18 protein-coding genes are annotated in these 25,351 nt (G+C 74.5%); 9 read left to right on the forward strand and 9 right to left on the reverse strand.

Annotation, left to right across the window (positions count from 1 at the left end; translation table 11 throughout):
- The 6 genes from AB0I49_RS30410 to AB0I49_RS30435 form a co-directional block, all read right to left on the reverse strand.
- Positions 1-1,872 (reverse strand): non-ribosomal peptide synthetase (locus tag AB0I49_RS30410; RefSeq protein ID WP_363230340.1); only part of this gene is annotated, 1,872 nt, incomplete at its 3' end.
- A gap of 55 nt (positions 1,873-1,927) precedes the next feature.
- Entirely contained in the window at positions 1,928-3,886 is a 1,959-nt protein-coding gene (locus AB0I49_RS30415; protein ID WP_363230341.1) for a non-ribosomal peptide synthetase, read from the reverse strand.
- A complete protein-coding gene (locus AB0I49_RS30420) occupies positions 3,883-7,038 on the reverse strand; it encodes an amino acid adenylation domain-containing protein (RefSeq protein WP_363230437.1) in 3,156 nt (1,051 codons plus the stop codon). The genes AB0I49_RS30415 and AB0I49_RS30420 overlap by 4 nt, the downstream gene beginning before the upstream one ends.
- 174 nt (positions 7,039-7,212) lie before the next feature.
- Positions 7,213-8,565, reverse strand: a complete 1,353-nt coding sequence (locus AB0I49_RS30425; protein WP_363230342.1) for a non-ribosomal peptide synthetase — start codon at positions 8,563-8,565, stop codon at positions 7,213-7,215.
- Positions 8,566-8,687: 122 nt separating this feature from the next.
- Entirely contained in the window at positions 8,688-10,007 is a 1,320-nt protein-coding gene (locus tag AB0I49_RS30430) for an MFS transporter (protein ID WP_363230343.1), read from the reverse strand.
- 510 nt (positions 10,008-10,517) lie between these two features.
- On the reverse strand, positions 10,518-11,198 hold the full coding sequence (locus AB0I49_RS30435; protein WP_363230344.1) for a phosphatase PAP2 family protein: 681 nt from the start codon (positions 11,196-11,198) through the stop codon (positions 10,518-10,520).
- A 340-nt stretch (positions 11,199-11,538) separates the two neighbouring features.
- On the opposite strand from AB0I49_RS30435, the gene AB0I49_RS30440 reads away from it, so the two are divergent.
- Positions 11,539-12,795 carry a metallophosphoesterase gene (locus tag AB0I49_RS30440; protein WP_363230345.1) on the forward strand — a complete coding sequence of 419 codons (1,257 nt, stop codon included), beginning with the start codon at positions 11,539-11,541 and terminating at the stop codon, positions 12,793-12,795.
- Between the two features lie 28 nt (positions 12,796-12,823).
- Here the strand turns inward: AB0I49_RS30440 and AB0I49_RS30445 are convergent, their stop codons facing one another.
- Positions 12,824-13,849 carry a cation diffusion facilitator family transporter gene (locus AB0I49_RS30445; protein ID WP_363230346.1) on the reverse strand — a complete coding sequence of 342 codons (1,026 nt, stop codon included), beginning with the start codon at positions 13,847-13,849 and terminating at the stop codon, positions 12,824-12,826.
- A gap of 366 nt (positions 13,850-14,215) precedes the next feature.
- Here AB0I49_RS30445 and proP point away from each other — a divergent pair, with 366 nt between their 5' ends.
- Positions 14,216-15,733, forward strand: coding sequence for a glycine betaine/L-proline transporter ProP (gene proP / locus AB0I49_RS30450; RefSeq protein ID WP_363230438.1), 1,518 nt, complete (start codon positions 14,216-14,218; stop codon positions 15,731-15,733).
- A gap of 22 nt (positions 15,734-15,755) precedes the next feature.
- Here the strand turns inward: proP and AB0I49_RS30455 are convergent, their stop codons facing one another.
- Positions 15,756-17,420, reverse strand: a complete 1,665-nt coding sequence (locus AB0I49_RS30455; protein WP_363230439.1) for an IclR family transcriptional regulator C-terminal domain-containing protein — start codon at positions 17,418-17,420, stop codon at positions 15,756-15,758.
- A 287-nt stretch (positions 17,421-17,707) separates the two neighbouring features.
- On the opposite strand from AB0I49_RS30455, the gene AB0I49_RS30460 reads away from it, so the two are divergent.
- From AB0I49_RS30460 to AB0I49_RS30490, 7 genes are all read left to right on the forward strand, one after another.
- Positions 17,708-18,529, forward strand: a complete 822-nt coding sequence (locus AB0I49_RS30460; protein ID WP_363230347.1) for a CoA-transferase — start codon at positions 17,708-17,710, stop codon at positions 18,527-18,529.
- Positions 18,526-19,314: a CoA-transferase gene (locus AB0I49_RS30465; RefSeq protein WP_363230348.1), complete on the forward strand. Its 789-nt coding sequence runs from the start codon at positions 18,526-18,528 to the stop codon at positions 19,312-19,314. Before AB0I49_RS30460 ends, AB0I49_RS30465 begins: the two co-directional genes overlap by 4 nt.
- Positions 19,311-20,096, forward strand: a complete 786-nt coding sequence (gene pcaH / locus AB0I49_RS30470; protein WP_363230349.1) for a protocatechuate 3,4-dioxygenase subunit beta — start codon at positions 19,311-19,313, stop codon at positions 20,094-20,096. The genes AB0I49_RS30465 and pcaH overlap by 4 nt, the downstream gene beginning before the upstream one ends.
- An 83-nt stretch (positions 20,097-20,179) precedes the next feature.
- Positions 20,180-20,803, forward strand: coding sequence for a protocatechuate 3,4-dioxygenase subunit alpha (gene pcaG, locus AB0I49_RS30475; RefSeq protein WP_363230350.1), 624 nt, complete (start codon positions 20,180-20,182; stop codon positions 20,801-20,803).
- Positions 20,790-22,250, forward strand: coding sequence for a 3-carboxy-cis,cis-muconate cycloisomerase (gene pcaB / locus AB0I49_RS30480; RefSeq protein WP_363230351.1), 1,461 nt, complete (start codon positions 20,790-20,792; stop codon positions 22,248-22,250). The genes pcaG and pcaB overlap by 14 nt, the downstream gene beginning before the upstream one ends.
- Positions 22,247-23,071 (forward strand): alpha/beta fold hydrolase, encoded by an 825-nt coding sequence (locus tag AB0I49_RS30485; protein ID WP_363230352.1) that lies wholly within the window; start codon positions 22,247-22,249, stop codon positions 23,069-23,071. Before pcaB ends, AB0I49_RS30485 begins: the two co-directional genes overlap by 4 nt.
- The gene (locus tag AB0I49_RS30490) at positions 23,071-24,246 is read left to right on the forward strand and encodes a 4-hydroxybenzoate 3-monooxygenase (protein WP_363230353.1); all 1,176 of its coding nucleotides are present in this window, start codon (positions 23,071-23,073) and stop codon (positions 24,244-24,246) included. The genes AB0I49_RS30485 and AB0I49_RS30490 overlap by 1 nt, the downstream gene beginning before the upstream one ends.
- Here the strand turns inward: AB0I49_RS30490 and AB0I49_RS30495 are convergent.
- Positions 24,222-24,785, reverse strand: coding sequence for a TetR/AcrR family transcriptional regulator (locus tag AB0I49_RS30495; protein WP_363230354.1), 564 nt, complete (start codon positions 24,783-24,785; stop codon positions 24,222-24,224). The two genes, AB0I49_RS30490 and AB0I49_RS30495, sit on opposite strands and share 25 nt — an antisense overlap.
- Between the last annotated feature and the right edge of the window lie 566 nt (positions 24,786-25,351).

A 25,351-nucleotide genomic window follows, 5' to 3' on the forward strand; every position in this document is an offset into this window, starting at 1 on the left:
GTGGCCGGGCCCGGCCACGACGGGGGCGGGGGTGGGGGCGTGCGCGTCGAGCAGTGCCCGTTCGATGAGCGCGGCGTGCCCCGCCACGGTGGGGGCGGCGAAGAACTCGGTGAGGGACAGCTCCACCCCGAGGTCCTCGCGCAGGTCGTCGACCACGGCGAGCGCGAGGAGCGAGTGCCCGCCGAGCGCGAAGAAGTCGACGTCGGGGCCGCCGACCTCGCGGCCGAGGGACAGGGCCCAGGCGTCGGCCACCGCCTGCTGAATCGGCGTCAGCCCGGTGCTCGCGGCAGCGGACTCCGAAGCCAAGTGTCCAGCCGGATCCGGTAGTTCGACCAGCGCGCGGCGGTCCACCTTCCCGGACGCGGTGAGCGGCAGTCGCTCGACGACCGTCCACTCGTCCGGCACCAGATGGGCGGGCAGCCGCTCCGAGAGCCGGGCGCGCAGCGTCTCGCCCTTCGGCACCGGCCCCGGCGCGGGGACGACGAACGCGGCCAGGCGCGCGTCGTCCGGCGTCGGGCGGCGCACGGCGACCGCCGCGGCGTCGACCTCCGGCTGCTCCCGCAGCGCGTGCTCGATCTCGCCCGGCTCGATGCGGAACCCGCGGACCTTGACCTGGTCGTCCGCCCGGCCGTGGAAGTCGAGGACGCCGTCCGGCCTGCGCGAGACGAGATCCCCGGTGCGGTAGAGGCGCCCGTGCCGCGCGTGGTCGACGAAGCGCTCCGCCGTCAGCTCGGGCTTCTTGAGATAGCCCCGCGCCAGCCGCGGGCCGCCGACCCACAGCTCACCGCGTTCCCCGTCCGCCACGGGCTCCCCGGCGTCGTCGAGGACGAGCGCCGTGGCCCCGGCGACGGGCCGGCCGATCGGCGGCGGCGCGTCGCAATCGGCGTCGGTCACGGTGTGCGCGGTGGCGAAGGTGGTGGTCTCCGTCGGGCCGTAGCCGTTGACCAGCTCCAGCCAGGGGAAGGCCCGCAGGACCTCGCGGGCGGACTGGGCGGCCAGCGCCTCGCCGCCGACGACCACCGTGCGCAGCACGCCGAAGAGCCGCGAGCGCCGCGCGGCCAGCTGGTGGAAGAGCGCGGTGGTGAAGAAGGCGACGGTCGCGCCGTGCCGCTCGACGTCCTGCGCCAGCTCCTCCAGCGAGGGGCGCTCGGCGGCGCAGACCGCCACCGCCGCGCCGCACGCGAGCGCGATCCACACCTCGAAGGTGGAGGCGTCGAACGTGCCGGGGGAGTGGAACAGCACCCGGTCGCGCGGGGTGACCGTGACATACGAGGGGTCGGTCACCAGGCCCGCGATGCCGCGGTGGGTCAGGGCGACGCCCTTGGGCCGGCCGGTCGAACCGGACGTGAACATCACGCAGGCCGTGGCGTCCGGGTCGTACGGGGCGCGGGCCAGCGGCGCCCGCACCGCGCCCTCGCCGCGCTCCGCCCCGTCGGCGTCCAGGACCAGCGCCCGGTCGGCGGGGATGCCGGCGCGCTCCAGCAGCTTCTTGTCACCGACCGTCAGCACGGCCTCGGTGTCCGTCAGCATCGCGTCGATGCGCGGCCGGGGATGGGCCGGATCCAGCGGTACGCACGTCGCGCCCGCCCACCAGACGGCGAGCTGGGTGACGACGGTACGGGCGGAGCGCGCCGTGAGCGTCGCGACGGCGTCGCCGGGGCGTACCCCGCGGTCGTACAAGGACGCCGCCAACTGCCCGGCCCCGGCGACGAGCTGTGCGTACGTCAGAGTGGTGTCACCGTCCGTGACGGCGAGCGCCGACGGTATGCGTTCCGCGTTCCGGGCCATCAGGGCGGGTAGGCCGCCGGGCTGTTCGGGTGCGGTCGAAGCTCGGGCGTCGGCGTGGGCCTCGGCATGGACGTCGGCGGTCACGGTTCTCTCCTTTTCACGGGTCGAGGCTTTCGGAGGCGGCGCGGTTGACGTCACGTCAGCTCACCCCGTTCGCCGCGAGGCGCTTGTCCACCAGGGCGGCCACGGCGCGCAGGTCGGGCTGGCGCAGCACCTCCGGCGCGCGCAGCCGCACGCCGACGGCGTCCTGGATCGCGGCCAGCAGCCGGGCGGCGGTCAGCGACTGGCCGCCGGCCTCGGTGAAGTTGTCGTCGAGAGTGATCGCCGGGGCGGCGAGCAGGTCCCGGCAGAGCCCGAGCACCAGCACCTCGCTCGCACTGCCGGACAGCTCGCCGGCGCCGGAAGCCGCTGCTTCCGCGGCCTCCCCCGCCGCCGACGGCTCCTGGGCGGCCAGGAGCGCGGCCCGGTCCACCTTGCCGTTGGCGTCCAGCGGGAACCCGTCCACCAAGCGCACCTCCGCCGGCACCGCCTGCTCGGGGAGCCACGCCCGTACCCCGCTCAGCAGTTCAGGGACGGCGGGCGACGCGCCGGGCGCGGGCAGTACGAATGCCACGAGCCGGGCGCCGCCGGACGCCGGGCGCCGGACGGCGACCACGGCCCGCCGCACCCGCGCGTCGTGCTCGAACGCGGCCTCGACCTCGGCGGGCTCGACGCGCACGCCGCTCACCTTGACCTGGTCGTCGAGGCGGCCGAGGAACTCCAGCTCCCCGTCCGGGCGCAGCCGCACCCGGTCGCCGGTGCGGTAGACCCGTTCCACACCCGTCAGGGCCTCCGGCGCGGCGACGAACCGCCGCGCGGTCAGCTCCTCGTCCAGATAGCCCAGGGCCAGGCAGTCGCCGCCCACGAGCAGCTCGCCCGCCTCGCCCCGCGGCACGATCGCGCCCCGCTCGTCGGCGACGCAGACGACCGCGCCCGCCACCGGACGGCCGATCGCCGGGGGCTCGTCCGCCGGGCCGTCGAGCGGCTCGCCGCGCATGGCGTGCGCGGTGCAGACCACCGTGGCCTCGGCCGGGCCGTAGGCGTTGTGGATCGTCGCCGTGACATCGGCGGCCGGACGGCGGCGCAACCGATCGCCGCCCACATAGACATGACGGACCTTCAGCCCTGTCGGCCAGGGTCGGTCCAGCAGCGGCTCGACCATCGGCGTGGACGACACGGCCACCGTGATGCCCGCCTCCCGCCACCAGTCGGCCAGCGCCGCCGGGTCCCAGCGCACCTCGTCCGGTGCCACCGAGAGGGCCGCGCCGCACGTCAGGGCGGACCACAGCTCCAGAAGGTGCGGGTCGAAGGCGATGCCGACGTGCAGGCTGTGCCGGTCCTCCGGGGTCAGGCCGGTGCGCTCGCGGTGCCAGCGCAGCAGCGCGCCGAGCGATCGCTGGGCGACGGCGACCGCCTTGGGGGTGCCCGTCGATCCGGAGGTGAGCACCGCGTAGAACGTGCCGTCAGGTGCCGTACGGGCGTCGGAGACCGGGGGAACGAAGGCCGCGACGGCCTTGGCGACCGCGTTCACGCCCTCCGTGGGAACGGGCAGCGGCAAGTGCTCCGCCGCGCGGTGGCCCGGCGGCAGCGACTCGGGCGCGCCGATGACGGACACCACGCGCAGCCCCTCGGCCACGGCGGCGAGCCGCCGTTCGCCGGGGCGCGGTCCGAGCGGAAGGTACACGGCGCCGAGCCGGGCCAGCGCGACGGCGACCGCCACCAGCGCGGCGGACCGGTCCAGGCAGACCACGACGATGTCGCCGGGGCCCACCCGCCCGCGCAGCGCGTCGGCGACAGCGTCGGCTGCGGCGTCCAACTCGGCGTACGTCCAGCGGTGTTCGCCGTCCAGGACGGCCGGCGCGCCCGGAGTGTCGCGCACCCAGGTCTCGTACCAGGACAGCACCGTCTCACCGGCGGCCGGGGCGGCGGGCAGCGGACCGCCGCGCAGCACACTCGGCAGGGGCGTACCCGGGACGGTCGTGCTGTCCCGGAGGGCGTCATCGTCGAGGGGCAGGGACGCCATGTCGGCTGTCCGGGCTGTCTCAGTGGTCTCGGTCATATCGACTCCGAAGGCGCGGCCGTCGTGCCGACGGCGGTCAGGGCGCGGGCCTGGTCGGCCAGCACGGGGTTCTGGAACAGCAGCCGCAGGGGCGGCCGGTCGCCGAGGTGCGGCTCCAGCCACGCGGCGAGCCGGGCGGCGAGCAGCGAGTGCCCGCCGATCTGGAAGAAGTGCGACGAGCCCGTGAAGCGCTCGTGGCCGAGCACCTCGCGCCAGCCCTCGGCGAGCAGCGCGACGCCCGGGTCCTCGAAGACGGCGGGCTCCGGCCGGGGGTCCTCGGCGGGCCGGGCCTGCGGGAGCGCGGCGGCGATCCGCGCCAGCCCGGTCCGGTCCGGCTTGCCGCCGGACAGCGTCGGCATGGTGTCGAGCCGCACCCAGCGGCCCGGCACCAGCGCGGCGGGCAGCCGCTCGGCCAGCGCGGTGTGCAGCGCCCGCTGGTCCGGCTCGTCCGTCGACTCCAGGAAGCCCACCAGGCGCGGCCCGCCCGCGGACGCGCGGTCCAGGACCACGGCGCAGGACCGGCCGCCGAGCACGGCGGAGGCCGCGGCCTCGATCTCCTCCAGCTCGATGCGGTAGCCGCGCAGCTTGACCTGGTTGTCGCGGCGGCCCAGGAACCGCAGCCGCCCCGCCAGATCGCGGTAGCCGAGGTCGCCCGTGAGGTAGGCCCGTACGCCGCCGAGCGGCTCCGGCGTCACGAAGCGGGCCGCCGTCGCCTCCTCGTTGCCGACGTAGCCCTCGGCCAACCCGACGCCGCTGATGGCCAGTTCGCCGACCGCGCCGGCCGGCAGCGGACGCAGCCCGCCGTCCAGTACGTGCACGCGCTCGCCGGGCAGCTCGGCGCCGAGAGGGATCTCCGCGCCGTCCGCCAGGTCCTCGGCGGTGATCTCGTGGACCGTGGTGCTGATCGCCGCCTCGGTGACCCCGTACACATTGAGCACGGTGGCGCCGGTGGCCGCGAGCAGCCCGCGCATCGCGTCGGCCGGGATGCGCTCCCCGCCGAGCGCGATCAGCCGGGGCGCCCAGCGGCCCGCGGCGAGGGCCGCGCACAACTCCTCGCGCGTGGCCAGGAAGTAACTGGTCGGCAGATTGGCGACGCTCACCCGCGCGGCGGCCAGCAGTTCGATCAGCTCGGCGCCCGTCGGCACCTCCCGCTCCGGCACCACCAGGCACGCCCCGGCGTGCAGCGACGGCAGCACCTCCTCCAGCGACACGTCGAAGGAGGGCTGCGCGAAGAGCAGCGCCCGGTCCCCGTGCGTGAGCCCGAACCGCTCCGCCGTGCCCACCATATGCCGGGCCAGCGCCTCGCGTCCCACCGCGACGGGCTTCGGAATACCCGTCGAACCGGAGGTGTGGATGATGTACGCCGCGCCCTCCACTACCCGCGCCGCCGCGGCGCGCGGGAAGTCCGGCCCGTCCACGAGCGCGACGGGCAGCCCCTCGGCGGGCAGCGCCGCCGCGCCCTCGGCGGTGGTCAGCACCAGCGCCGGACCGAGCCGACCGAGCAGCAACTCGAGCCGGGAAGCAGGGTCGTTGGGCGACAGCGGACAGTACACCGCCCCCGTCCGCAGACACGCCAGGAGCGCGACGACGGAGTCCGCGCCGCGCGGCAGCACCGCCGCGACCGGCTGCCCGGCCGCCACCCCCGCGCCCCGCAGCCGGCCGGCGAGCCGGCCCACCCGCTCGTCGAGATCGCCGTACGTCACCTGGCGCGCCCCGATGAGCAGGGCCGGCAGCGACGGGTCGTTGCGCGCGGCGGGGTCCAGCGCCACGGCGTCCTCGCCGAGCGCCGCGCACGCGTCCGCCGGCGCCTCCTCGACAGCGGACCCCAGGGAGGCGAGCTTCGTGTCCGGCGCGTCGAGATACGACCGGACCAGGTCCAGGAAGCGCTCCGCGAGCAGCCGCGCCACGTCGTCGCCGAACAGATCGGCGTCGTAGTCCCACACCAGCGTCATCCCGGCCGCCCCGTGCCGCGGCCCCACCCCGCGCCGGTCGTCGGGCAGCAGCACGAGATCGAGGTCGAAGCGCGTGGTGCCGGTGTTGAACCCCTCGAACAGGGACACCTCCAGACCCGGCGTCTCCGTCTCCGGCAGCGCCGCGTCATGGGCGCTGAACATCACGTTGAACAGCGGGTTGTCCGCGCCCGAGGTGTGCATGCCCAGCGCGTGGGTCAGCTCCTGCACCGGCACGTCCTGATGCGGCAGGGACCGGATCAGCGTGTCCGTGACCTCGTCCATCGCCTCCGCGGCGCCCGCCTCCGCGTCCAGCCGCAGCCGCAGCGGGATGGTGTTCACGAACATCCCGACGGTCTCCTCGAACCCCCGCGGCCGGTTGCCCACGGCGGTCCCCACGACCATCTCCGAGCGCCCGCTGTGCCGCCGCAGCAGCTCCGCGAAGAGCCCGAGCAGCACCGCGAACGGCGTGTACCCCTGGGTGCGGGCGTGCTCGCGCAGCCGCTCGGCGAGATCCGCGCCGATGGCCTGGCGCAGCTGCCCGCCGCGGTGGCGGCGCTGCGCGCCCGGCCGGGTCAGCCCCGGCAGCGGCACGTCGAAGGAGGCGCCGGCCAGCTCCTCGCGCCAGTACGCCAGCGAGCGGGCGCGCTCCTCGCCGCCGGCCGCCTCCGCCACCGCGCGGACGTGCTCCTCGTACGAGCGCACGGGCGCCGACTCCGGCCGCTCGCCCAGCACTCGGGCGCGGTAGACGCCGAAGACGTCGCTCAGGATGATCGCGAACGAGTGCCCGTCGTGCACCAGGTGGTGCTCGACGTGGATCAGCCGGTGGTGGTCGTCGGCCAGCCGCGCCAGCGTCCAGCGCAGCAGCGGCGCCTGGTAGGTGTCCAGCGGGCGCTCCGCCTCGGCGCGCACCAGCTCCAGGAACGCGGCCTCCGGGTCGGGCTCCCCGGAGAGGTCGACGGTGCGGTAGCGGGGGGCGCACCCCTCGGCGACCCGCTGGCCGGGCACGGCGCCGGGGACGGCGACGAGTTCCAGCCGCAGGCCGGGATGGCGGTCCAGGGTCGCGGCGAGGCCGGCGCGCAGCGCGTCCTCGTCGAGCGTGCCCCACAGGTCGAGCGAGGCGGTGAAGTTGTACGCGCGGCTTCCTGGCAGCACCTGCTCGTGCAGCCAGACGATCTCCTGCGAGGAGGAGAGGGTGAACATCGGCAATTCCCAAGGGTCGTCAGGGGTGTCGGGTCCCCGTGCGGAGCGAGCGCACCACACCGCGCCACGGAGCGCGCGGCGCGGCGGGAACGTCCCGCGACAGGGGGAGGCAGCGAGTCGACGGCGCTTATCGGCGCGTCAACTACTTGCGTGGAAGGGGAAGTTGAGGTCGCGTCAGGCGAATGGCGCGGGGGCGGTGAGCCGGGCGCGCAGCGCGCCGGTCAGCTCGCCGAAGGCGTCCCCGGCAACGTTGTCGTCGAGCACGGTGCGGTCCCAGGCCATCCGGACGAGGAGTTCGGAGCCCTGCGAGACGGAGACCGCGAACGGCGCGCGCACGGGGCGGCCGTCGACGTACACCTCGCGGCCGGTGACGGCGCCGAGGCGCAGCGCCGGTGCGCGGTGCGCGTCCTCGACGGTCAGCAGTCCGGCGAGCCGCCCCGACCAGGGCGCGCCGGCCGTCCGGGCGGCGCGCACCACCTCGTCGAAGGGCGTGTCCGCGCGGTCGAGGTCGTCCCACCACGCGGTGGACAGTGCGGCGTGGGCGTCCGGCCCGGCGGCAGCGGCCGTCGCGGGGAAGACGACCGTGTTGAGGAAGCAGCCGAGCACGGGCCGTGCGGCGGCGGGCCGGCCGCCCCACGGGTAGCCGAGCGGGTGCGTTCCCTCGCCGTACAGCGCTCGCGCGGCGGCGGCGCAGGCGCCCAGCAGGTCGGGGAAGGGGAGGGGAGCGGTGCCCGCGGGCAGCCGCAGCGCGGCGGCGCCGGACGGCAGCGCGCCCGGCGGCAGGGGGCCGGGGGAGGGGACGGCGTCGCGCACGTCGCGCAGCCGCTCACCCCAGTAGCCGAGCGCCGCCGGGGCGCCCGCGCGGGACTCGGCTTCGAGCTGGAGGAGGACGGCCTCGCGGTAGGCGTCGGCCTCCTGGTCCGCCGAAGCGGGCGGTACGTCGCGGGGGCCGAGGGCGGCGGCGTAGGCGTCGGTCAGCTCCTCGATGACACGGGACAGCGACTGCCCGTCGCACGCGGTGTGGTCGAGGGCGATCGCCAGGATCTCGGAACTCGGGCCCGCGCCCGTGGAAGAAGTGTCGTCAGCGGGGACGTCGCCGACGGGCGCGTCATCGGATGCGAGGAAGAGCCGCAGCGGCGACCCGTCCGCCCGCCAGTCGCCGAGCGCGCGGCGCAGCGCGGCGCTCGCGTCCTCTCCGGGCGCGGCCTCGACGCGCACCGCCGGTACGTCGGCCTCCGCGAGCCGCTGTACGGGCGTGCCCCGTACGACCTCGGGCCGGGCGCGCAGCGCGGGGTGCAGCGCGGCCAGGTACCCGGCCGCGGCCCGTAGGCGGGCCAGGTCCACGGTGCCGCGCGGAAAGGCGAAGAAGAGCGGGACGACGTCGGGCCGCCCCTGCGGGTCGAGCGAGCGGACCAGGAGGAACCGCCGCTGCGCGCCGGTTAAGGGGAGCAGGCCGCGGGGGGTGTCCGCGCCGTCCGCGGTCCGCCGGAACCGGGCGAGGTACTGGCCCGTGATGCTGTGGTGCACGGTGTCCTCTCTCTTGTCGTGCTCGTGCTCGTGCTTCTCGTGCTTCTCGTACGTGTCGTCGTGCTGGTGCTCGGGCCGCCGTACTGCGGCAGTTCACCGGGGTGAGGCGCGGGGCCCGCGGCTCAGTTGACCGAGGCGGTCTCGGCGACGGCGTCGGGGTCCGTGCCGGGGCCCTCGCCGGATGCGTCCGGCTCGGCGGCGGGCAGGTCGCGCATGGTCCGCAGCCGCGAGAAGAGCAGGGGGAGGGGGACGGCGAGGAAGCCGATCGCGCACACCCACACCGCGGTCCGCGCCCCGTACGCGCCCGCGACCGCGCCGCCCGCGAGCGCGCCGAGCGGCATGGTGCCCCAGACCAGGAAGCGCATGGTGGCGTTCATCCGGCCCAGCAGCCGGGGCGGGCAGAGCAGCTGCCGGAAGCTGACCTGGGCGACGTTGTAGACGACGGCCCCGAAGAAGACCACCGCGGAGCCCACCGCGAACAGGGCGGCCGCGGCGCCGTGCCCGGCCAGCGGCCACAGGAGCGCGAACGGACCGCTGACCAGGGCGGAGAGCCAGATGATGCGGGCCTGGCCGAGCCCCCGCGCGAGCCGTCCCGCGCAGAGCGCGCCGGCGAGCCCGCCGACGGCCGAGGAGGACAGCATCAGCCCTATGGCGGCGGGCGGCAGGTCGAGGACGCGCACCAGGAACACCGTCTGCACGGACAGCAGCAGCGCGGAGAAGAAGTTGCCGAGCCCGGTGGTCATGACGATGACCCGCAGCAGCGGCTGGCGCAGCACGAAGCCGAGCCCCTCGCCGATCTCCGCGCGCAGCGACGTGTCCGCGCCCTCGGCGCGCGGCGCGGGCTCCTTGTGCCGGATGGCGAGCAGGAACAGCGCGGAGACGGCGTAGCCGATCGCGTCGGCGACGATCGCGAGGTGCGCGCCGAGGAGCTGGACGAGTCCGCCGCCGAGGCCGGGGCCCGCCACCTGGGCGGAGGAGCGTACGGTCTCCAGCGCGCCGTTGCCCGCGACGAGCCGCTCCTTGGGCAGGAGCTGCGGCAGGTAGCTCTGGTGGGAGACGTCGAAGAAGACCGTGGCGACGCCGGTGATCAGGGCGACGGCGTAGAGCTGGGCCATGGTCAGGAAGCCGGTCACGGCGGCGGCCGGGATGCTGGCCATGGCCACGGCCCGGACGACGTCGGCCCGGATCAGCACCGGGAGCTTGCGCATCCGGTCCACCCAGGCGCCGGCGGGCAGGCCCACGAGGAGGAACGCGGCGGTCTCCGCGGCGGTCAGCAGGGCCACCTGGAACGCGGGGGCGTCGAGTTCGAGTACGGCGACCAAGGGCAGGGCGACCAGGGTCACTTGCGCGCCGACCTGGCTCGCCGCCGCGCCGGACAGCAGGTGCCGGAAGTCCCGGTGCCGAAGCAGGCCGCCCGCCGCGGTCTGGTGAGGGGTGCTCATTTGCCAGACATTTGACGATGCGCCCCTTCAGAGTCAAAGCGATCAGAGCGTTTCAGGACAGGTTCATCGGTTCGAAGGCGGCTGTGGTGAAAATTTTTAGCTGATAACCGCCAATGGCAGGATGAACTTCGGCCGACGGCCAAGTGGAACCAAGCGCTCACTGCCGGATTCCCCGTTCGGTGAGCGGTTCCCGATGCTCGATAATCGGACCCGGAACGGCTGTCCGAAAACCGAACGGCCGCCTGGGGCCGCGTACAACCCACCCGCCGCCCTGTGCATCCGCGCGCGGCGCGGGCGCCCAGCCGCGCGACCGGACTCGGAATCGCCGCGCGACCGGACGACCCCGAAGCACCGTGCGACCGGACTCCGAATCGCTGCGGGACCGGACGCCCCCGAAGCACCGTGCGACCGGACCCAGAATCACCGCGGGACCGGACCCCGAAAAAGCCGCTGCCGCCGTGCGCCCCAGGGGGCTCACGGCGGCAGCGGCACGGCCGGCGGGTGCGGCGGCTACCCGACGGGCCGCTTCGCCCGGCTGTTCTCGCGGCCGGCTCGGCGCCGGCCCGGCGTCGGCGCGATGAGCAGCGGACGCAGGGCCCCGCCGCGCAGCCGCTCGATCAGCGGCGCCGCGAAGCGGCGCGCGAGCAGCGTGCAGACGGCCCCGACGACGGCCCCGACCACCGCGCCGACCAGCACGTCATGCGGGTAGTGGGCGCCCACGTAGACGCGGGAGAAGCCCATCACCACGGCGACCACGGCGGACAGCGCGCCCAGCCGCTTGTTGACGAGGAACAGCGCGACGGTCACGGCGGCCACGACCGTCGTGTGGTTGCTCGGGAACGCGTAGTCGTTGAGCTCCGGGCACTTTTCGATGAGGAAGTCGTGCGGCAGCGCCCGGCAGGGCCGCGGCTCGGTGAAGACCGTCTTGATGGTGGCGTTGGCGAGGTAGGCGATGACCGTGGCCACGGGGGCGGCGAGCGCCGTGGCCATGCCGGCCGCGTCCTGCTTGCGGGCGAGCCACCAGCCCACCAGCATGAAGACGGCGAAGAGCCCGACGCCGATGCTGGTGAAGGTGAGCATGGGCCCGTTCAGCCACCGCGTGTCACGGGCGAAGTCCGTGATGCTCGTGTAGAGACCGCCGTCGATTCCGGCCCCGTCCAGGGCGAGAGACGTCGTGCTGGTGGGCGTCATCGGATACGGGCCTCCGGATCGTTCAGGCGCAGGGGTGCGGTACACCGTCCCCGCTGCGGTGGTCGTGAGCCGCCGTCGTACCGTGGGACCATGGGAAACGCCAGGCGCTGCCCACAAGGCGTACCAGTAGCCGTGAAGCGACCGAGAATACGTGCGTCTACAAGACTGTAGATGATAAATCCGGGCGTCCGCGCCGCTCAGCCGGGCCCCGGCGCCGATCCTTCGCCCCTGGTCCGACCGGGCTCCGACGCCGGTCCGTCGCCCGTGGTAGGGAAACCCGGCCGCACATGTTCACCCTTCTTCCACCAACCGTCGCGCGGGGCGTGGGAGAACAAGGTCCATGTGTGCAGACGACATCCCTCCCAGAGCCGATCTGACCGAGGCCCAGTGGGCCGCCGAGCGCACCCCGCACCCCATATCCGAGCCCGCGCCGGACCGGGCCACCCCCGCGACCGCTTCGGACCGGGCCATACCCGGGGCCGCGCCGGGCCTGGCGGCCGGCGCGGCCCCCGCCCTCCGGCGGCGTACGCTCCTGGCCTCCGCGGCGGCGGCCGTCGCGGTCGGCGGCCTGGCCTCCAGAACGCCCGCCCGAGCGGCGGCCGCGACGGAGAAGTTCCCGCTCCCGGACGGAGTGGGCGCGGACGGCTCGCTGTCGGTGCTGATCACCGGGGACGCGGGCACGGGGAAGGCCGCCCAGTACGCCGTGGCCGCGGCGGCGCGCGAGGTGTGCCGGGCCGAGGGCGTCTCCCTCGCCGTCGGCCTCGGCGACAACATCTACGAGAACGGCCCGGAGTCGGGCCACGACCCGGAGTTCGCCGACAAGTTCGAGCGGCCCAACGCGGGCATCGACGTCCCCTGGCTGATGGTGCTGGGCAACCACGACTGCTCCGGCATCATCCCCGGCAGCGGCGGCGACCCCTCCCGCGGCGACCGCGAGGTGACCTACGCGGCATCGTCGCGCCGCTGGTACATGCCCGCCCGCTACTACTCCGTACCGATCCCGGCGGGCGGCTCCGGCCCGCCCCTGGTGGAGTTCTTCGCGCTGGACACCAACCCCGTCGCGTCGACGGTTATGCAGACCGACCCGTACTTCACCTGGGACGGCCCCTACATGCGTGAGCAGCGCGCCTGGCTGGACGCGGCCCTGACCCGCTCCCGCGCCGCCTGGAAGGTGGTGCTCGGCCACCACCCGTATCTGAACAACGGCGTCCACGGCGACGCCGGGGCCTACGACGGCTTCGTGATAGGCCACTACACCAGCGGCGTCCACCTCAAGGAGCTCTACGAGCAGGTGGTGTGCGGCCGGGCCGACCTGATCCTCTCCGGGCACGACCACACCCTCCAGGTGCTGGAGCCGACCGCGCGCAGCCGGGGCACCCGGCAGCTGGTGTGCGGCGCGGCGAGCAAGACGGGGGACGGCCGGGCCCACGGCCGCACGCCCGCCAAGTGGCAGGACTTCGCCGGCCACGGATTCATGATCGCGAAGATCACGGCGGAGCGGCTGACGGTGAACTCCTACACCGTCGACACCGCCGCCGCCCGTGCCCGCCTGGCGCACAGCTTCAGCTCCGCGCCCCTGCTCGCCCCGGTTGGCTGACCGCTCGGGTCCGGCCTCCGGCGGGCGCTCAGTGCGCGTGCGGTTCGGCCCGGTGCACCGGGCCGTGCGGATCCTCGCAGTGCGTATGCGAAGGGTCCGCGGCCGACTCGCCGGGCCGGGCCACGGTCAGCACACGCGCGGGGGCGTGGTCGACCTGGAGGGTCGTGTGGCCGATCTTGTAGTCGTGCCGCAGGACGTGCTCCAGGTCGCGCCGCACCGCGTGGCAGTCGCCGTCCGGGGTGACCAGGACGTGCGCCGAGAGCGCCGGCTGGCCGGACGTGATCGTCCAGACGTGCAGGTCGTGGACCTCGGTCACCGACGGGTTGGCGGCCAGCCGGTCGCCTATGGCGTCGGGGGCGAGGTCCGCCGGCGCGGCCTCCAGGAAGATCCGCCCGGACTCGCGGACCAGCCCGTACCCGGCCCGCACCATCAGCGCGACCACCACCAGCGTCACGACGGCGTCGATGCGGGCGAAACCGGTGGTCAGCACCACGAGCCCGGCCACCGCCGTGGCGATGAAGCCGAACAGGTCGTTGAGGATGTGCTGGTACGCGCCCTCGACGTTCAGCGAGGAGCGGTTGGCCCGCGAGATGCACCAGGCCGCCGCGATGTTCACGACGATGCCGGCCAGGGCGGTGACGAGGACGAGGGAGCCGTCCACGCTCGGCGGGTCGAACAGCCGGCGCACCGCCTCGTAGGTCAGCCACGCGGCGAGCAGCAGCAGCGTGACGCCGTTGAGCTGCGCGGAGAGGATCTCGGCGCGCTTGAGCCCGTAGGTGAAGCCGCCGCGCGCGGGCCGCGCCGCGAGCCGCATCGCGACCAGGGCGAGCACGATCGACGCGGCGTCGGTGAGCATATGGGCCGCGTCGGAGATCAGGGCGAGGGAGCCTGCCGCGATGCCGATCAGGACCTCGACCGCCATATACGCGGTGATCAGGGCGAGCGCGGCGAACAGCCACCGGCGGTCGGCGTCCGCCGACACCCCGTGGGAATGCCCGGCGTGCCCGCCCGGTCCGTGGCCGTGCTCGTGGCCGTGCTCGATGTGCTCGCTCATCGCTCCTGCGCCTCCCCTTCAACGCTGCCGACCCCCGCAGTGAAGCGCACCGCGAGCGGATCGGCAAAGGCTGCACCGGTGACCGTTGTCATCATCGATAACACCGCTCTGACCTGCGGTTATGTGTGAATGGCGGCGGTCGGTCCGGAGCGCGGGACGGCAGTCCCGGAGCGGCGGGCGGACGGACAGTCAGCAGGGAACACGCGGCGCCGGTTGCCCGGCGGGCGACTGGGTAGGGGCGCAAAATGATGATCTAGCCCCTGTCCGCCTCCGTACGGGATGAGTATGAACACTGGACGACCGAGCCCGTCGAAGACCAGGCGGGACAAGAGGCAGAGCGGCGGCGGCAGCGCCGCCACGGACCGCATGCTCCGCATCCTGCTGCGCCGCGAAAAGAACACGCTGAGCCCCGAGGACGTCACCGTCACCGACAAGCCGCAGGTGCGCCGCGCGGTGTCGGCGGCGGCGCTCGGCAACACCATGGAATGGTTCGACTTCGGGGTCTACGCCTATCTGGCGGGCACGCTGGGGAAGGTGTTCTTCCCGGCCAGCGAGCCGGGCACCCAGGTGGTCTCCACCTTCGCCACCTTCGCCGCGGCCTTCCTGGTCCGGCCGCTCGGCGGACTGGTCTTCGGACCGCTCGGCGACCGCATCGGCCGCAAGCGCGTACTCGCCGCCACCATGATCATGATGGCGATCAGCACCTTCGCCGTCGGCTTCCTGCCCAGCTACGACGCCATCGGCTTCGCGGCCCCGATCCTGCTGCTCATCTGCCGACTGGTGCAGGGCTTCTCCACCGGCGGCGAGTACGCCGGAGCCACCACCTATATCGCCGAGTACGCGCCGGACAAGCGCCGCGGCTTCCTCGGCAGCTGGCTCGACTTCGGCACCTTCGTCGGCTACTCGCTCGGCTCCGGCCTGGTCACCATCCTCACGGCCGCGCTCGGCTCCGACGGCATGACCGACTGGGGCTGGCGGCTGCCGTTCCTGGTCGCCGGGCCGCTCGGGCTGATCGGCCTCTATATGCGGCTGCGGCTGGAGGAGACCCCGGCCTTCCAGAAGGAGACCGAACAGGCCGAGGCCGACGCCGAGAGCGGCGAGAGCGGCGAGGGCGACCCGGTCGAGGAGGCCCGCCAGTCCGGTCACGGGCGGTTGAAGGAGATCTTCACCCGGCACTGGCAGGCGGTCCTCATCTGCATGGGCCTGGTGCTGCTCTACAACGTCACCAACTACATGGTGACCTCGTACCTGCCGACCTTCATGACCGAGACGCTCGGCGAGGACGACCTCACCGCCCAGCTGCTGGTGCTCGGCACCATGATCGTGGTGGTGCTGACCATCACCACCGTGGGCCGCACCTCCGACCGCTGGGGCCGCCGGCCCGTCTTCATGGCCGGCAGCATCGCGCTCGTCGTGCTCGCGATCCCCGCGGTGGCCCTCATCAAGCAGGGCGGCATCCTCATGCCCGCCTTCGGCTGCCTGATCCTGGGGCTGCTCCTCGTCTGCTTCGCCGGCACCTCCGCCTCGACGCTCCCCGCGCTCTTCCCCACCCGGCTGCGCTACGGGGCCCTGTCCATCGCCTTCAACATCTCCGTCTCCCTGTTCGGCGGCACGACGCCGCTGTTCGCCTCGGGGCTGGTGCAGGCCACCGGCGACAAGATGGTGCCCGCCTACTACCTGATGGTCGCGGGCGTCATCGGCTTCATCGCCGCCTTCTTCCTGCACGAGACGGCCGGCAAGCCGCTGCGCGGCTCGGGACCGATGGTCGAGACCCCCGAACAGGCCCAGGCGCTGGTCGCCGACAGCCGCACGGAGGCGGGCCGCCGGGCGCGGGACATCTGGATCAAGCTCCGCCACCCCTGGGCGCGCCGCGAAGGGAAATAACCGCCACGGCGGGGCGCCGGGCTCACCCCGGCGCCCCGCCCCGCCACACGCGCAGGTCCGCCTCCACGCGGGCCTGCGCGCGGCTGAGGGCGGGCAGCAGCGCGGCCCGCGTCTCCTCGGCGGTGCACCGGCCCGCGTGGGTGGACACGTTGAGGGCGGCCACGACCCGGCCGGAGCCGTCGCGCACGGGGACCGCGATGGACCGCAGCCCCTCCTCCAACTCCTCGTCCACGAGGGCGTGGCCCCCGTCGGCGGCGGCGTCGAGGATACGGGCCAGGGCGCGCCGGTCGGTGACGGTGCGCGGGGTGAGCGGGCGCGGCACGGCGCGTACGAGCCGCGCCGCGCGCTCGTCGGCGGGCAGCCCGGCGAGCAGCACCCGGCCCATCGAGGTCGCGTAGGCGGGGAAGCGGGTGCCCACGCGGATATTGACGCTCATGATCCGGTACGAGGGCACGCGCGCGATGTAGCGGATGTCGTCGCCGTCCAGCACCGCCATCGAGGCGGACTCGCGCACCCGCGCCGCCAGCCACTCCAGATGGGGCTGGACGACATCGGTGAAACCGAGCCCCGACAGATGGGCGTAGCCCAGCTCCAGGACGCGGGGCAGCGGGTGGAAGAGCCGGTCGCGCGACGCGGCGTAGCCGAGCCGCTCCAGACTGAGCAGCGCGCGCCGGGCCGTCGCGCGCGGCAGGCCCGTCGCCTCCGCGACCCGTGCCAGGGACCGGCCGCCGGGGCGCCCGCCGAGGGCCCGCAGGACGGCCAGCCCGCGGGCGAGGGACTGGAGGTACTCCGCGCCCAGCTCCTCCTTGGCGGCATCCAACTCCTCCTGGGTCGCGCTCAGTTCGGCCTTTGCCGCGCCCGGTACGTCCCGCGTCGCGGGTGCCGGGGGCGGGGTTCCCGCCGAGGGGGTAACCGGCGGCGCGGCCAGGGCCCCGGCCATCAGCGGCAGCCGCTCGCGCAGCCGCGGCAGGACGGCGGCGGCCAGTGAGGCGACCGTGTGCCGGCTGGTGTGGCTGACCACGCTCACCGCGCACACGACCCGGCCCGCGGCGTCGGTCACCGGCACGGCGACGGCGATCAGACCGGGCTCGATCAGCCCGTCGTCCGCGGCCCAGCCGCACCCGGCCGCCTCGGCGCGGCGACGCTCGAAGTCGGCTTCGACGCGGGCCGCCGCTTCTTCGGCCGCCGCCGCTTCCGGGGACGTCGCCGCGTGGCGCCGGGGCGGTACGGACGGGAAACCGGCGTCCTCCGGGTCGGTCCGCCGCCGCTCCCGCCACGCCGCCCACTCCTCGGTGCTCCAGTCGGCGGCGAACAGTGTCCCGGCGGCGCAGCGTTCGGCGGGCAGCAGGTCGCCGATGCGGAAGGCGAGCGACATGGTGCGGCGCCGGGTGTACTGGGCGACGAACCGCACCCCGTCCCTGTCCGGCACGGCCACGGAGACCGACTCGTCGAACTCGTCGGCGAGCCCCGCCGCGTACGGGCCCAGAGCCGCCGGGATGCCACTGCCCGTCAGATAGCCGTCGCCGAGCTCCAGCAGACGCGGCGTCAGCTCGACGTCCCGGCCGACGGTACGCAGATAGCCGACGCGGACCAGCGTGGCGACGACGCGGTCCACCGTCGAGCGGGCGAGCCCCGTGGCGCGCACCAGGTCGCTGGGGCGCCGGCGGTGGCCGTCCGGCGCCGACATCGCGCGCAGCACGGCGAGCCCGCGTTCGAGCGGGCCGACGACCGTCGCCTCGGGTGCGGCGCCGGCCGGGTCGGGAGTGGCTTGCGGGTGGGACACGGAGGGGGCTCCTCGTAACGGGCCGGCGGGGGCTGCGGCGGGCCGGGCCACGGGCCGGCGGAGACGGTCCCGGCATCCGGCGGCCGGGGCCATTGACACCCGGGAACGCACGGGCAGAGACTCGTTCGCGACCCATTATGAACGAAAGTTCATCAGGCGAACAACAGTGACAGCAGCAAGCGAAGGGAACCATGGCCGAGACCCGAACCCTGCGCGACGCCGTAGCGGACCTCATCCACGACGGCGACACCGTCGCCCTCGAAGGGTTCACGCACCTCATCCCGTTCGCCGCCGCGCACGAGATCATCCGGCAGGGCGCCACCGACCTCACGCTCGCCCGCATGACGCCTGACGTCGTCTACGACCAACTCATCGGCGCCGGCCTGGTGAAGAAGCTCGTCTTCTCCTGGGGCGGCAACCCCGGCGTCGGCTCGCTGCACCGCTTCCGCGACGCCGTCGAGAACGGCTGGCCGCGCCCGCTGGAACTGGACGAGCACAGCCACGCCGGCATGGCCAACCGTTATGTCGCCGGCGCCTCGAAGCTCCCCTTCACCGTCCTGCGCGGCTACCGGGGCTCCGACCTCGCGACCCGCACGGACACCGTGTCCACCGTCGTCTGCCCCTTCACCGGCGAGGAGCTGGCCGCCGTCGCCGCCCTCAACCCCGACGTCACCGTCATCCACGCCCAGCGCGCCGACCGTGACCACAACGTGCAGCTGTGGGGCGTGCTCGGCGTGCAGAAGGAGGCGGCGCTCGCCGCGCGCCGCGTCCTGGTCACCGTGGAGGAGCTGGTCGACGAGCTGCCGCCCACGCCCGGGGCCGTCGTCCTGCCCGGCTGGACCGTCGACGCGGTCGTCCCCGTGCCGGGCGGCGCGCACCCCTCCTACGCGAGCGGGTACTCCGTCCGCGACAACGCCTTCTACCAGGCATGGGACTCCGTCGCCCGCGACCGCGAGACGTTCCGGGCCTGGCTGGCGAAGAACGTGCTGAGCGAAGGAGCCGCCACCCGATGACCGGTCGAACAGCCCCCGGCGACCAGGGATTCACCCCGGACGAGCTGATGGAGGTCAACGCGGCCCGCGCGCTCGCCCGCGCGCGTACCTGCTTCGTCGGCATCGGACTGCCCAGCACCGCCGCCAACCTCGCCCGCCGCACCGTCAACCCCCGCCTCGTGCTCATCTACGAATCCGGCACCATCGGCTCCAAGCCCACCCGGCTGCCGCTGTCCATCGGCGACGGCGAACTGGCCGACACCGCGGACGCCGTCGTCCCCGTGCCCGAGGTGTTCAACTACTGGCTCCAGGGCGGCCGGATCGACGTCGGCTTCCTCGGCGCCGCCCAGGTGGACCGGTTCGCCAACGTCAACACCACCGTCGTCGACCGGGGCCCCGGCAAGCCGGAAGGCCGCCTCCCCGGCGCGGGCGGCGCACCCGAGATCGCCGCCAACTGCGGCGAAGTCCTGCTCGTCCTGCGGCACTCCACACGCGGCTTCGTCCAGCGGCTCGACTTCGTCACCACCCTCGGCCACGGCTACGGACCCCACGTCCGTACGAAGCTCGGCATGCCCGGTCGCGGCCCCGTCGCCGTCATCACCGACCTCGGCATCCTCCGCCCCGACCCCGCCACCTCCGAACTGACCCTCGCCGAACTGCATCCGGGCGTCACCGCCGAGCAGGTACGGGCCGCCACCGGCTGGGACCTCCGGGCCGCCGACCCGGTCGGCGTCACCGCGCCGCCGACCGCCGAAGAACTCCGCGAGCTGCGCGCCCTCAAGGCGGCGGGAAGGGGCCAGGCGTGAACCACGGGACGCCCCGCCCGCCCACGCAGGCGGAGATCAGCGCCGAGATCGCCGAGCTGCGCGCCGCCTACGCCACGGCGCGCGCCGAGGGCGCACCGCCCGCAGACCACCCCGCCCGCGACTATCCCCCCTACCGGTCGAGCCTGCTCCGCCACCCCCGGCAGCCCCTGGTGGCCATAGCCGGGGACCCGGAGACCGTGGAACTGCACACCCCGGTCTTCGGCCCCACCGACGTCACCGAGTGCGACGACGACCTGACGGTCCAGCACGCCGGGGAGCCGCTGGGCGAGCGCATCACCGTCTCCGGCAAGCTGCTCGACAGCCGGGGCCGACCGGTCCGCGGGCAGCTGATAGAGCTGTGGCAGGCCAACGCGGCAGGCCGCTACGCCCACTTGAGAGACCGTCACCCAGCGCCGCTGGACCCCAACTTCACCGGCGTGGGGCGGACGTTGACCGGGGACGACGGAAGCTACAGCTTCACCACCGTCAAGCCCGGCGCCTACCCGTGGCGCAACCACACGAACGCCTGGCGCCCCGCCCACCTCCACTTCTCCGTCTTCGGCACGGCCTTCACCCAGCGTCTGGTCACCCAGATGTACTTTCCCGGCGACCCGCTCTTCGCCCACGACCCGATCCTGCAGTCGGTCACCGACGACGCCGCCCGCGACCGCCTCGTCGCCGCCTACGACCACGGGCTCTCCCGGCCCGAATGGTCGCTCGGCTACCGCTGGGACATCGTCCTCGACGGCCCGTCGGCGACATGGAGCGAAGGCGCGCGCTGAGCGGCCGACGGCGGCCCCATACCCTCCGGCCCCTTGTGAGGCGAAACCCCCACACCCTCCGACCACTTGTGAGGCGAAACGCGGTGGACACCGACACCACGGGCGAGTACCGCCCCACCCCCTCCCACACCGTCGGCCCCTTCTACGGCTACGCGCTGCCCTTCACCGGCGGCGCGGACGTGGCGCCCGCCGGACGGCCCGACGCGATCACCCTGCACGGCCGCGTCCTGGACGGCGCCGGCGCCCCCGTACCGGACGCCCTCGTCGAGACCTGGCAGGCCGGACCCGACGGGACGCTCCGGGGCCGGCCCGGCTCCATGCGCCGCGACCCGGCCGACGGCGGCTTCCTCGGGCGCGACGGCACGGGCTTCACGGCGTTCGGCCGGTGCGCCACCGACGCCGACGGCCACTGGGCCGTCCGTACGCTCCCGCCCGGCCCGACCGGCGGCCCCGACGCCCCCTACATCAGCGTGTGCGTCTTCGCCCGCGGCCTGCTCCACCACCTCTTCACCCGCGCCTACCTCACGGATGAGGCGGCCGATCGGGCAGCGAGCGGCAGCGCCGCGATCGACGCCGACCCGCTGCTGTCCTCGCTCGCCCCGCGACGGCGACGGACCCTCCTGGCCGTCGCGGAACCCCACGGCCTGCACCGCTTCGACATCCGCCTTCAGGGCGAGGAGGAGACGGTCTTCCTTGAGTTCCGCTGATGATTCCGCTGCCGCCGCGTCCCCGGACGCCGGGCTGCTCGCTCCCGTCTGGGCCGGGTGCGCGGCCGAGGCGGCCACCGGCGACACCGCGTACCTCGCGGCGCTGCTCGACGCGGAGGCCGCCCTCGTCCGGGCCCAGGCGGCCGTCGGGCAGGCCCCTCGTGCGGCGGCCGACGCCGTCACGGCGGCGGCCCGCGCCGACGCCTTCGACGTACGGGACCTGGCCCTGCGCGCCCGCGCCGGCGGCAACCCCGTCATCCCCCTGGTCGCCGACCTCACCGGGGCCGTCGCCCGTACGGACCCCGAGGCGGCGGGGTACGTGCACCGCGGTGCCACGAGCCAGGACATCCTCGACACGGCGCTGATGCTGGTCGCCGCCCGTACCCTGCCGCACATCACCGGCGAACTGGCGCGCACCGCCGAGGCGTTGAGACGCCTGGCCGCCGTCCACCGCACCACCCCCATGCCCGGCCGCACCCTGACCCAGCACGCCGTTCCCACCACCTTCGGCCTCAAAGCGGCGGGCTGGCGCTCCCTGGCCCTGGACGCCCACGACCGGCTCGCCGCCGTACGAGCCCGGTTGCCCGCCCAACTCGGCGGCGCGGCGGGCACGCTGGCCGCCTTCGAGACCTCCGAGGTGTTCGAGGCATTCGAGACCTTCGGGACCTCGGGAGCCGACGAGGACCAGGAGTCCGGCGGCGGCGTGCTGCGGCTGCTCGGCCGGTTCGCCGTCGAGACCGGGCTGGCTGAACCCGAACTGCCCTGGCACACGCTCCGTACGCCCGTCGCCGACCTCGCGGGGGCGCTCGCGTTCTGCGCGGGGGCGCTGGGCAAGATCGCGGCCGATGTGCTCGTCCTCTCCCGCACGGAGATCGGCGAGGTGGCGGAGGGGAGCGGCGGCGGCTCGTCCGCCATGCCGCACAAGAGCAATCCGGTGCGGGCCGCGCTCATCGCCGCGTCGGCGCGGCAGGCCCCCGGCCTCGCCGGAGTCCTCGTCGGGGCGCTCGCCGCCGAGGACGAGCGGCCGGCCGGAGCCTGGCACGCGGAGTGGCAGCCCCTGCGCGAACTCCTGCGGATCGCGGGCGGCGCGGCACGGCAAGCCGCTGAACTCACCGAGGGCCTCTCGGTGTTCCCGGAGCGGATGCGCGAGAACCTGGACGCCGCCGGCGGCCTGATGGCCAGTGAGCGGATCGCCGCCGCGCTGACCCCGCCGCTCGGGCGCGCCCGCGCCAAGGACCTGCTGACCGCTGCCGCCCGCCGCGCCGCGGCCGAGCGCCTGCCGCTGGCGGAGGCGCTGACGGCGGCGCTCGCGACGGAGGTGCCGGGGGTGCTGGAGAAGGTCTCCGAGGACCGGATCCGGCGGCTGGCCGACCCCGCCGGCTACCTCGGCCGCGCCCCGGAACTGACCGACCGCGCCCTTCGGCGCCAGCCCAGGACGGACCTATGACCAGCCTCCACCACAAGGTCACCGGCGACAGCGACGGCGGGACGCCGCTGCTGCTCGGACCCTCCCTCGGCACCTCGCTCGCCGTCTGGGAGCCCCAGCTGCCCGCGCTCGACCCCGGCCGCCGGGTGCTGCGCTGGGACCTCCCCGGCCACGGCGGCTCCGCCGCCGGCCTCCTGCCGGGCGACGGCACCGCCACCGTCGCCGACCTGGCGGCGCTCGTGCTGCGGCTCGCCGACGACCGGGGCTGGGACCGCTTCGCCTACGCCGGGATCTCCCTCGGCGGCGCCGTCGGGCTGCACCTCGCGGTCCACCGCCCGGACCGCGTCGCCGCGCTCGCCCTGCTGTGCTCCTCCGCCGTCTTCGCCGACGCCGCCGCCTGGCGCGAGCGGGCCGCGAGCGTACGGGCCGGGGGCACCGGACACCTCGTCGGACCCAGCGCCGGACGCTGGTTCAGCCGCCCCTCGACGGCCGCCCGGCCGCCCGGCGCGGGGCTCCTCGACGATCTGCGCACGGCCGACCCCACCGGGTACGCGGCCTGCTGCGACGCCCTGGCCGGGTACGACCTCCGCGCCGAACTGCCCCGCGTCACCGCCCCCACCCTGATCCTCGCGGGCCGGGACGACCAGGCCACGCCGCCCTCCCACGCCCGCGAACTCGCCGACGGCATCCCCGGCGCGAGCCTCCTGGAGATCGCGCACGCCGGTCACCTCGCGGGCCTCGAACGGCCCCGGACCGTATCGGCGGCGCTACGGGCCCACTTCGCGCCGGGCTCGTACGCTCCCGGTCCCGCGGCGGCCCGCGGACGGACGGGGCGGAGCTGATGCGCACCACCGTCGGGATCATCGGCGCCGGGCCCGCCGGGCTGCTGCTCGCGCGGCTGCTGCACCGCGCGGGCGTCGACAGCGTCGTCCTGGAGAGCCGCGACCGCGCCTACGCCGAACACCGCCAGCGGGCCGGAGTCCTCGAACAGGGCACCGTGGACATCCTGCGCGCGTGCGGCGCGGGGGAGCGGATGGACCGTCAGGGGCTGGTCCACCACGGCATAGAGCTCCGCTTCGAGCGCCGGGCGCACCGGATCGACTTCCCCTCGCTCACCGGCGGCCGCGGCGTCATGATCTACGCGCAGACCGAGGTGGTGAAGGACCTGATCGCCCTTCAGCTCGCCGACGGCGGGCCGCTGCTCTTCGAGGCGCGGGCGCTGTCCGTCGAGGGCGCCGACACCGAGCGGCCCGTGGTCCGCTATCTGCGCGAGGGCCGCGAGCAGACGCTGGAGTGCGACTACGTCGTCGGCTGCGACGGCTTCCACGGCATCGCGCGGAACGCCGTGCCCGAGCGTGTACGCCGGACGTACGAGCGGATATACCCGTACTCCTGGCTGGGCGTCCTCGCCGATGTGCCGCCCTCCTGCGAGGAGCTGATCTACGCCCACTCGCGGCGCGGCTTCGCGCTGCACAGCATGCGGTCGCCCACCGTGAGCCGGCTCTACCTCCAGGTGCCGAGCGGCGACGACGCGGCCGCGTGGCCCGACGAACGAATCTGGGACGAGCTCGACGCCCGCTTCGCCATCGACGGGCAGTGGCGGCTGGAGAGGGGCCAGATAACCGCCAAGTCGGTGCTGCCGATGCGTAGTTGGGTCACCGAGCCCATGCGCTACGGCCGGCTGCTGCTGGCCGGCGACGCGGCGCACATCGTGCCGCCCACCGGCGCCAAGGGCCTCAACCTGGCCGTCGGCGACGTCGTCGTGCTCGCCCGCGCGCTGGCCGAGCTGAAGGAGTCCGGCTCCGCCGCGGCGCTGGACGCCTACTCGGACACCCGTCTGCGTCGGGTGTGGCGGGCCGAGCACTTCTCGTACTTCATGACCACCACCCTGCACACGGAGCCCGGCCAGTCCCCGTTCACCACGCGCCTCCAGCTCGCGCAGCTCGACCGCATCGCCTCCGCCACGGCCGCCGCCACCGAACTCGCGGAGAACTACACCGGGTTGCCCTTCACCTGAAGCAGCGTCTCGGCGGTGGACCGGGCGCGCCGGGCCGCCTCGGGCGACCCGGACACGGCGGCCGTGGTGATCGCCCCCTCCGCGAGCAGCGCGAGCTGCCCGGCCAGCTCGGGCGGGCCGCCGGCGTCGGCGGCGAGCTCCGCCAGATAGCGGTGGAAGGCGTCCTTGTGCTCGCGGGCCGCGGTGGCGACGGCGGGGGAGACCGCGCCGAGCTCGCCGAAGGCGTTGATGAACGCGCAGCCGCGGAAGCCGGGCCCGGCGAACCAGTCGTGCAGCCAGTCGAAGACGGCCAGCACCTTGACCCGCGGCCCGGTCCGCTCGGACACGTACGCGGCCAGCGACTCCCGCCACCGGGTGTCGCGCCGCCGCAGATACGCCTCGATGATGTCGGCCTTGGAGGGGAACAGCTGGTAGAGGCGCTTGAGCGAGACGCCCGACGCGGACCGGAGCTCGTCCATGCCCACCGCCTGCACCCCGCGCCCGTAGAAGAGCTCCTCGGCCGCGTCGAGCAGCCGGTTCCGGGCGATGTCGGGATCCACAGCAGACCTGCCTTGCGAGAGAACAATCGTTCTCCCACTGTACCGCCCGCCGGATGGGCGGTGTCGCGTGAGCGAAGTGCCAAGGGGCTGTGAACGATCCTTGTACGGCCGGGCGCGGGGAAGGGAACGGCCTTCAGCGGGCCTTCGCCGGGGCCTGCCGCCAACGGCCCGGCCGACCTCGAAGGATTGCCGCGAACGGGCCGAAAACGGGAATGAAAGAGAGTAGCTGGAGCACCCTTTGGGCCACGAGCCTATGACCGAAAGTAAGTTGACACATTCCGCCTGCGAAGTAACCATCGTCTCGATGTCCGAGACGGGGGCGCATACGGACAGTGGCGAAACATGGCACCACCGCGATGCGCCGGTCATTGCTAGGAGGAGCTATCACGTCATGAACCACTCCGAAACTCCCACCGATGGGGCGCCGGTCACCTTTGAGAGGCCGGTGCGTACTCTGATCAGTGGCGGTCCGGGGAGCCAAGAAGCCGTTGGGGGCGGCCAGAGGCAGCTCTTTGACGCAGCTCTCCACCCATGGGGGCGCACCCCTCGCGGGGCGCGACTTCGAA

Origin of the sequence: Streptomyces sp. NPDC050617, from assembly GCF_040654795.1 — a bacterium.
Classification (GTDB): Bacteria; Actinomycetota; Actinomycetes; order Streptomycetales; family Streptomycetaceae; genus Streptomyces.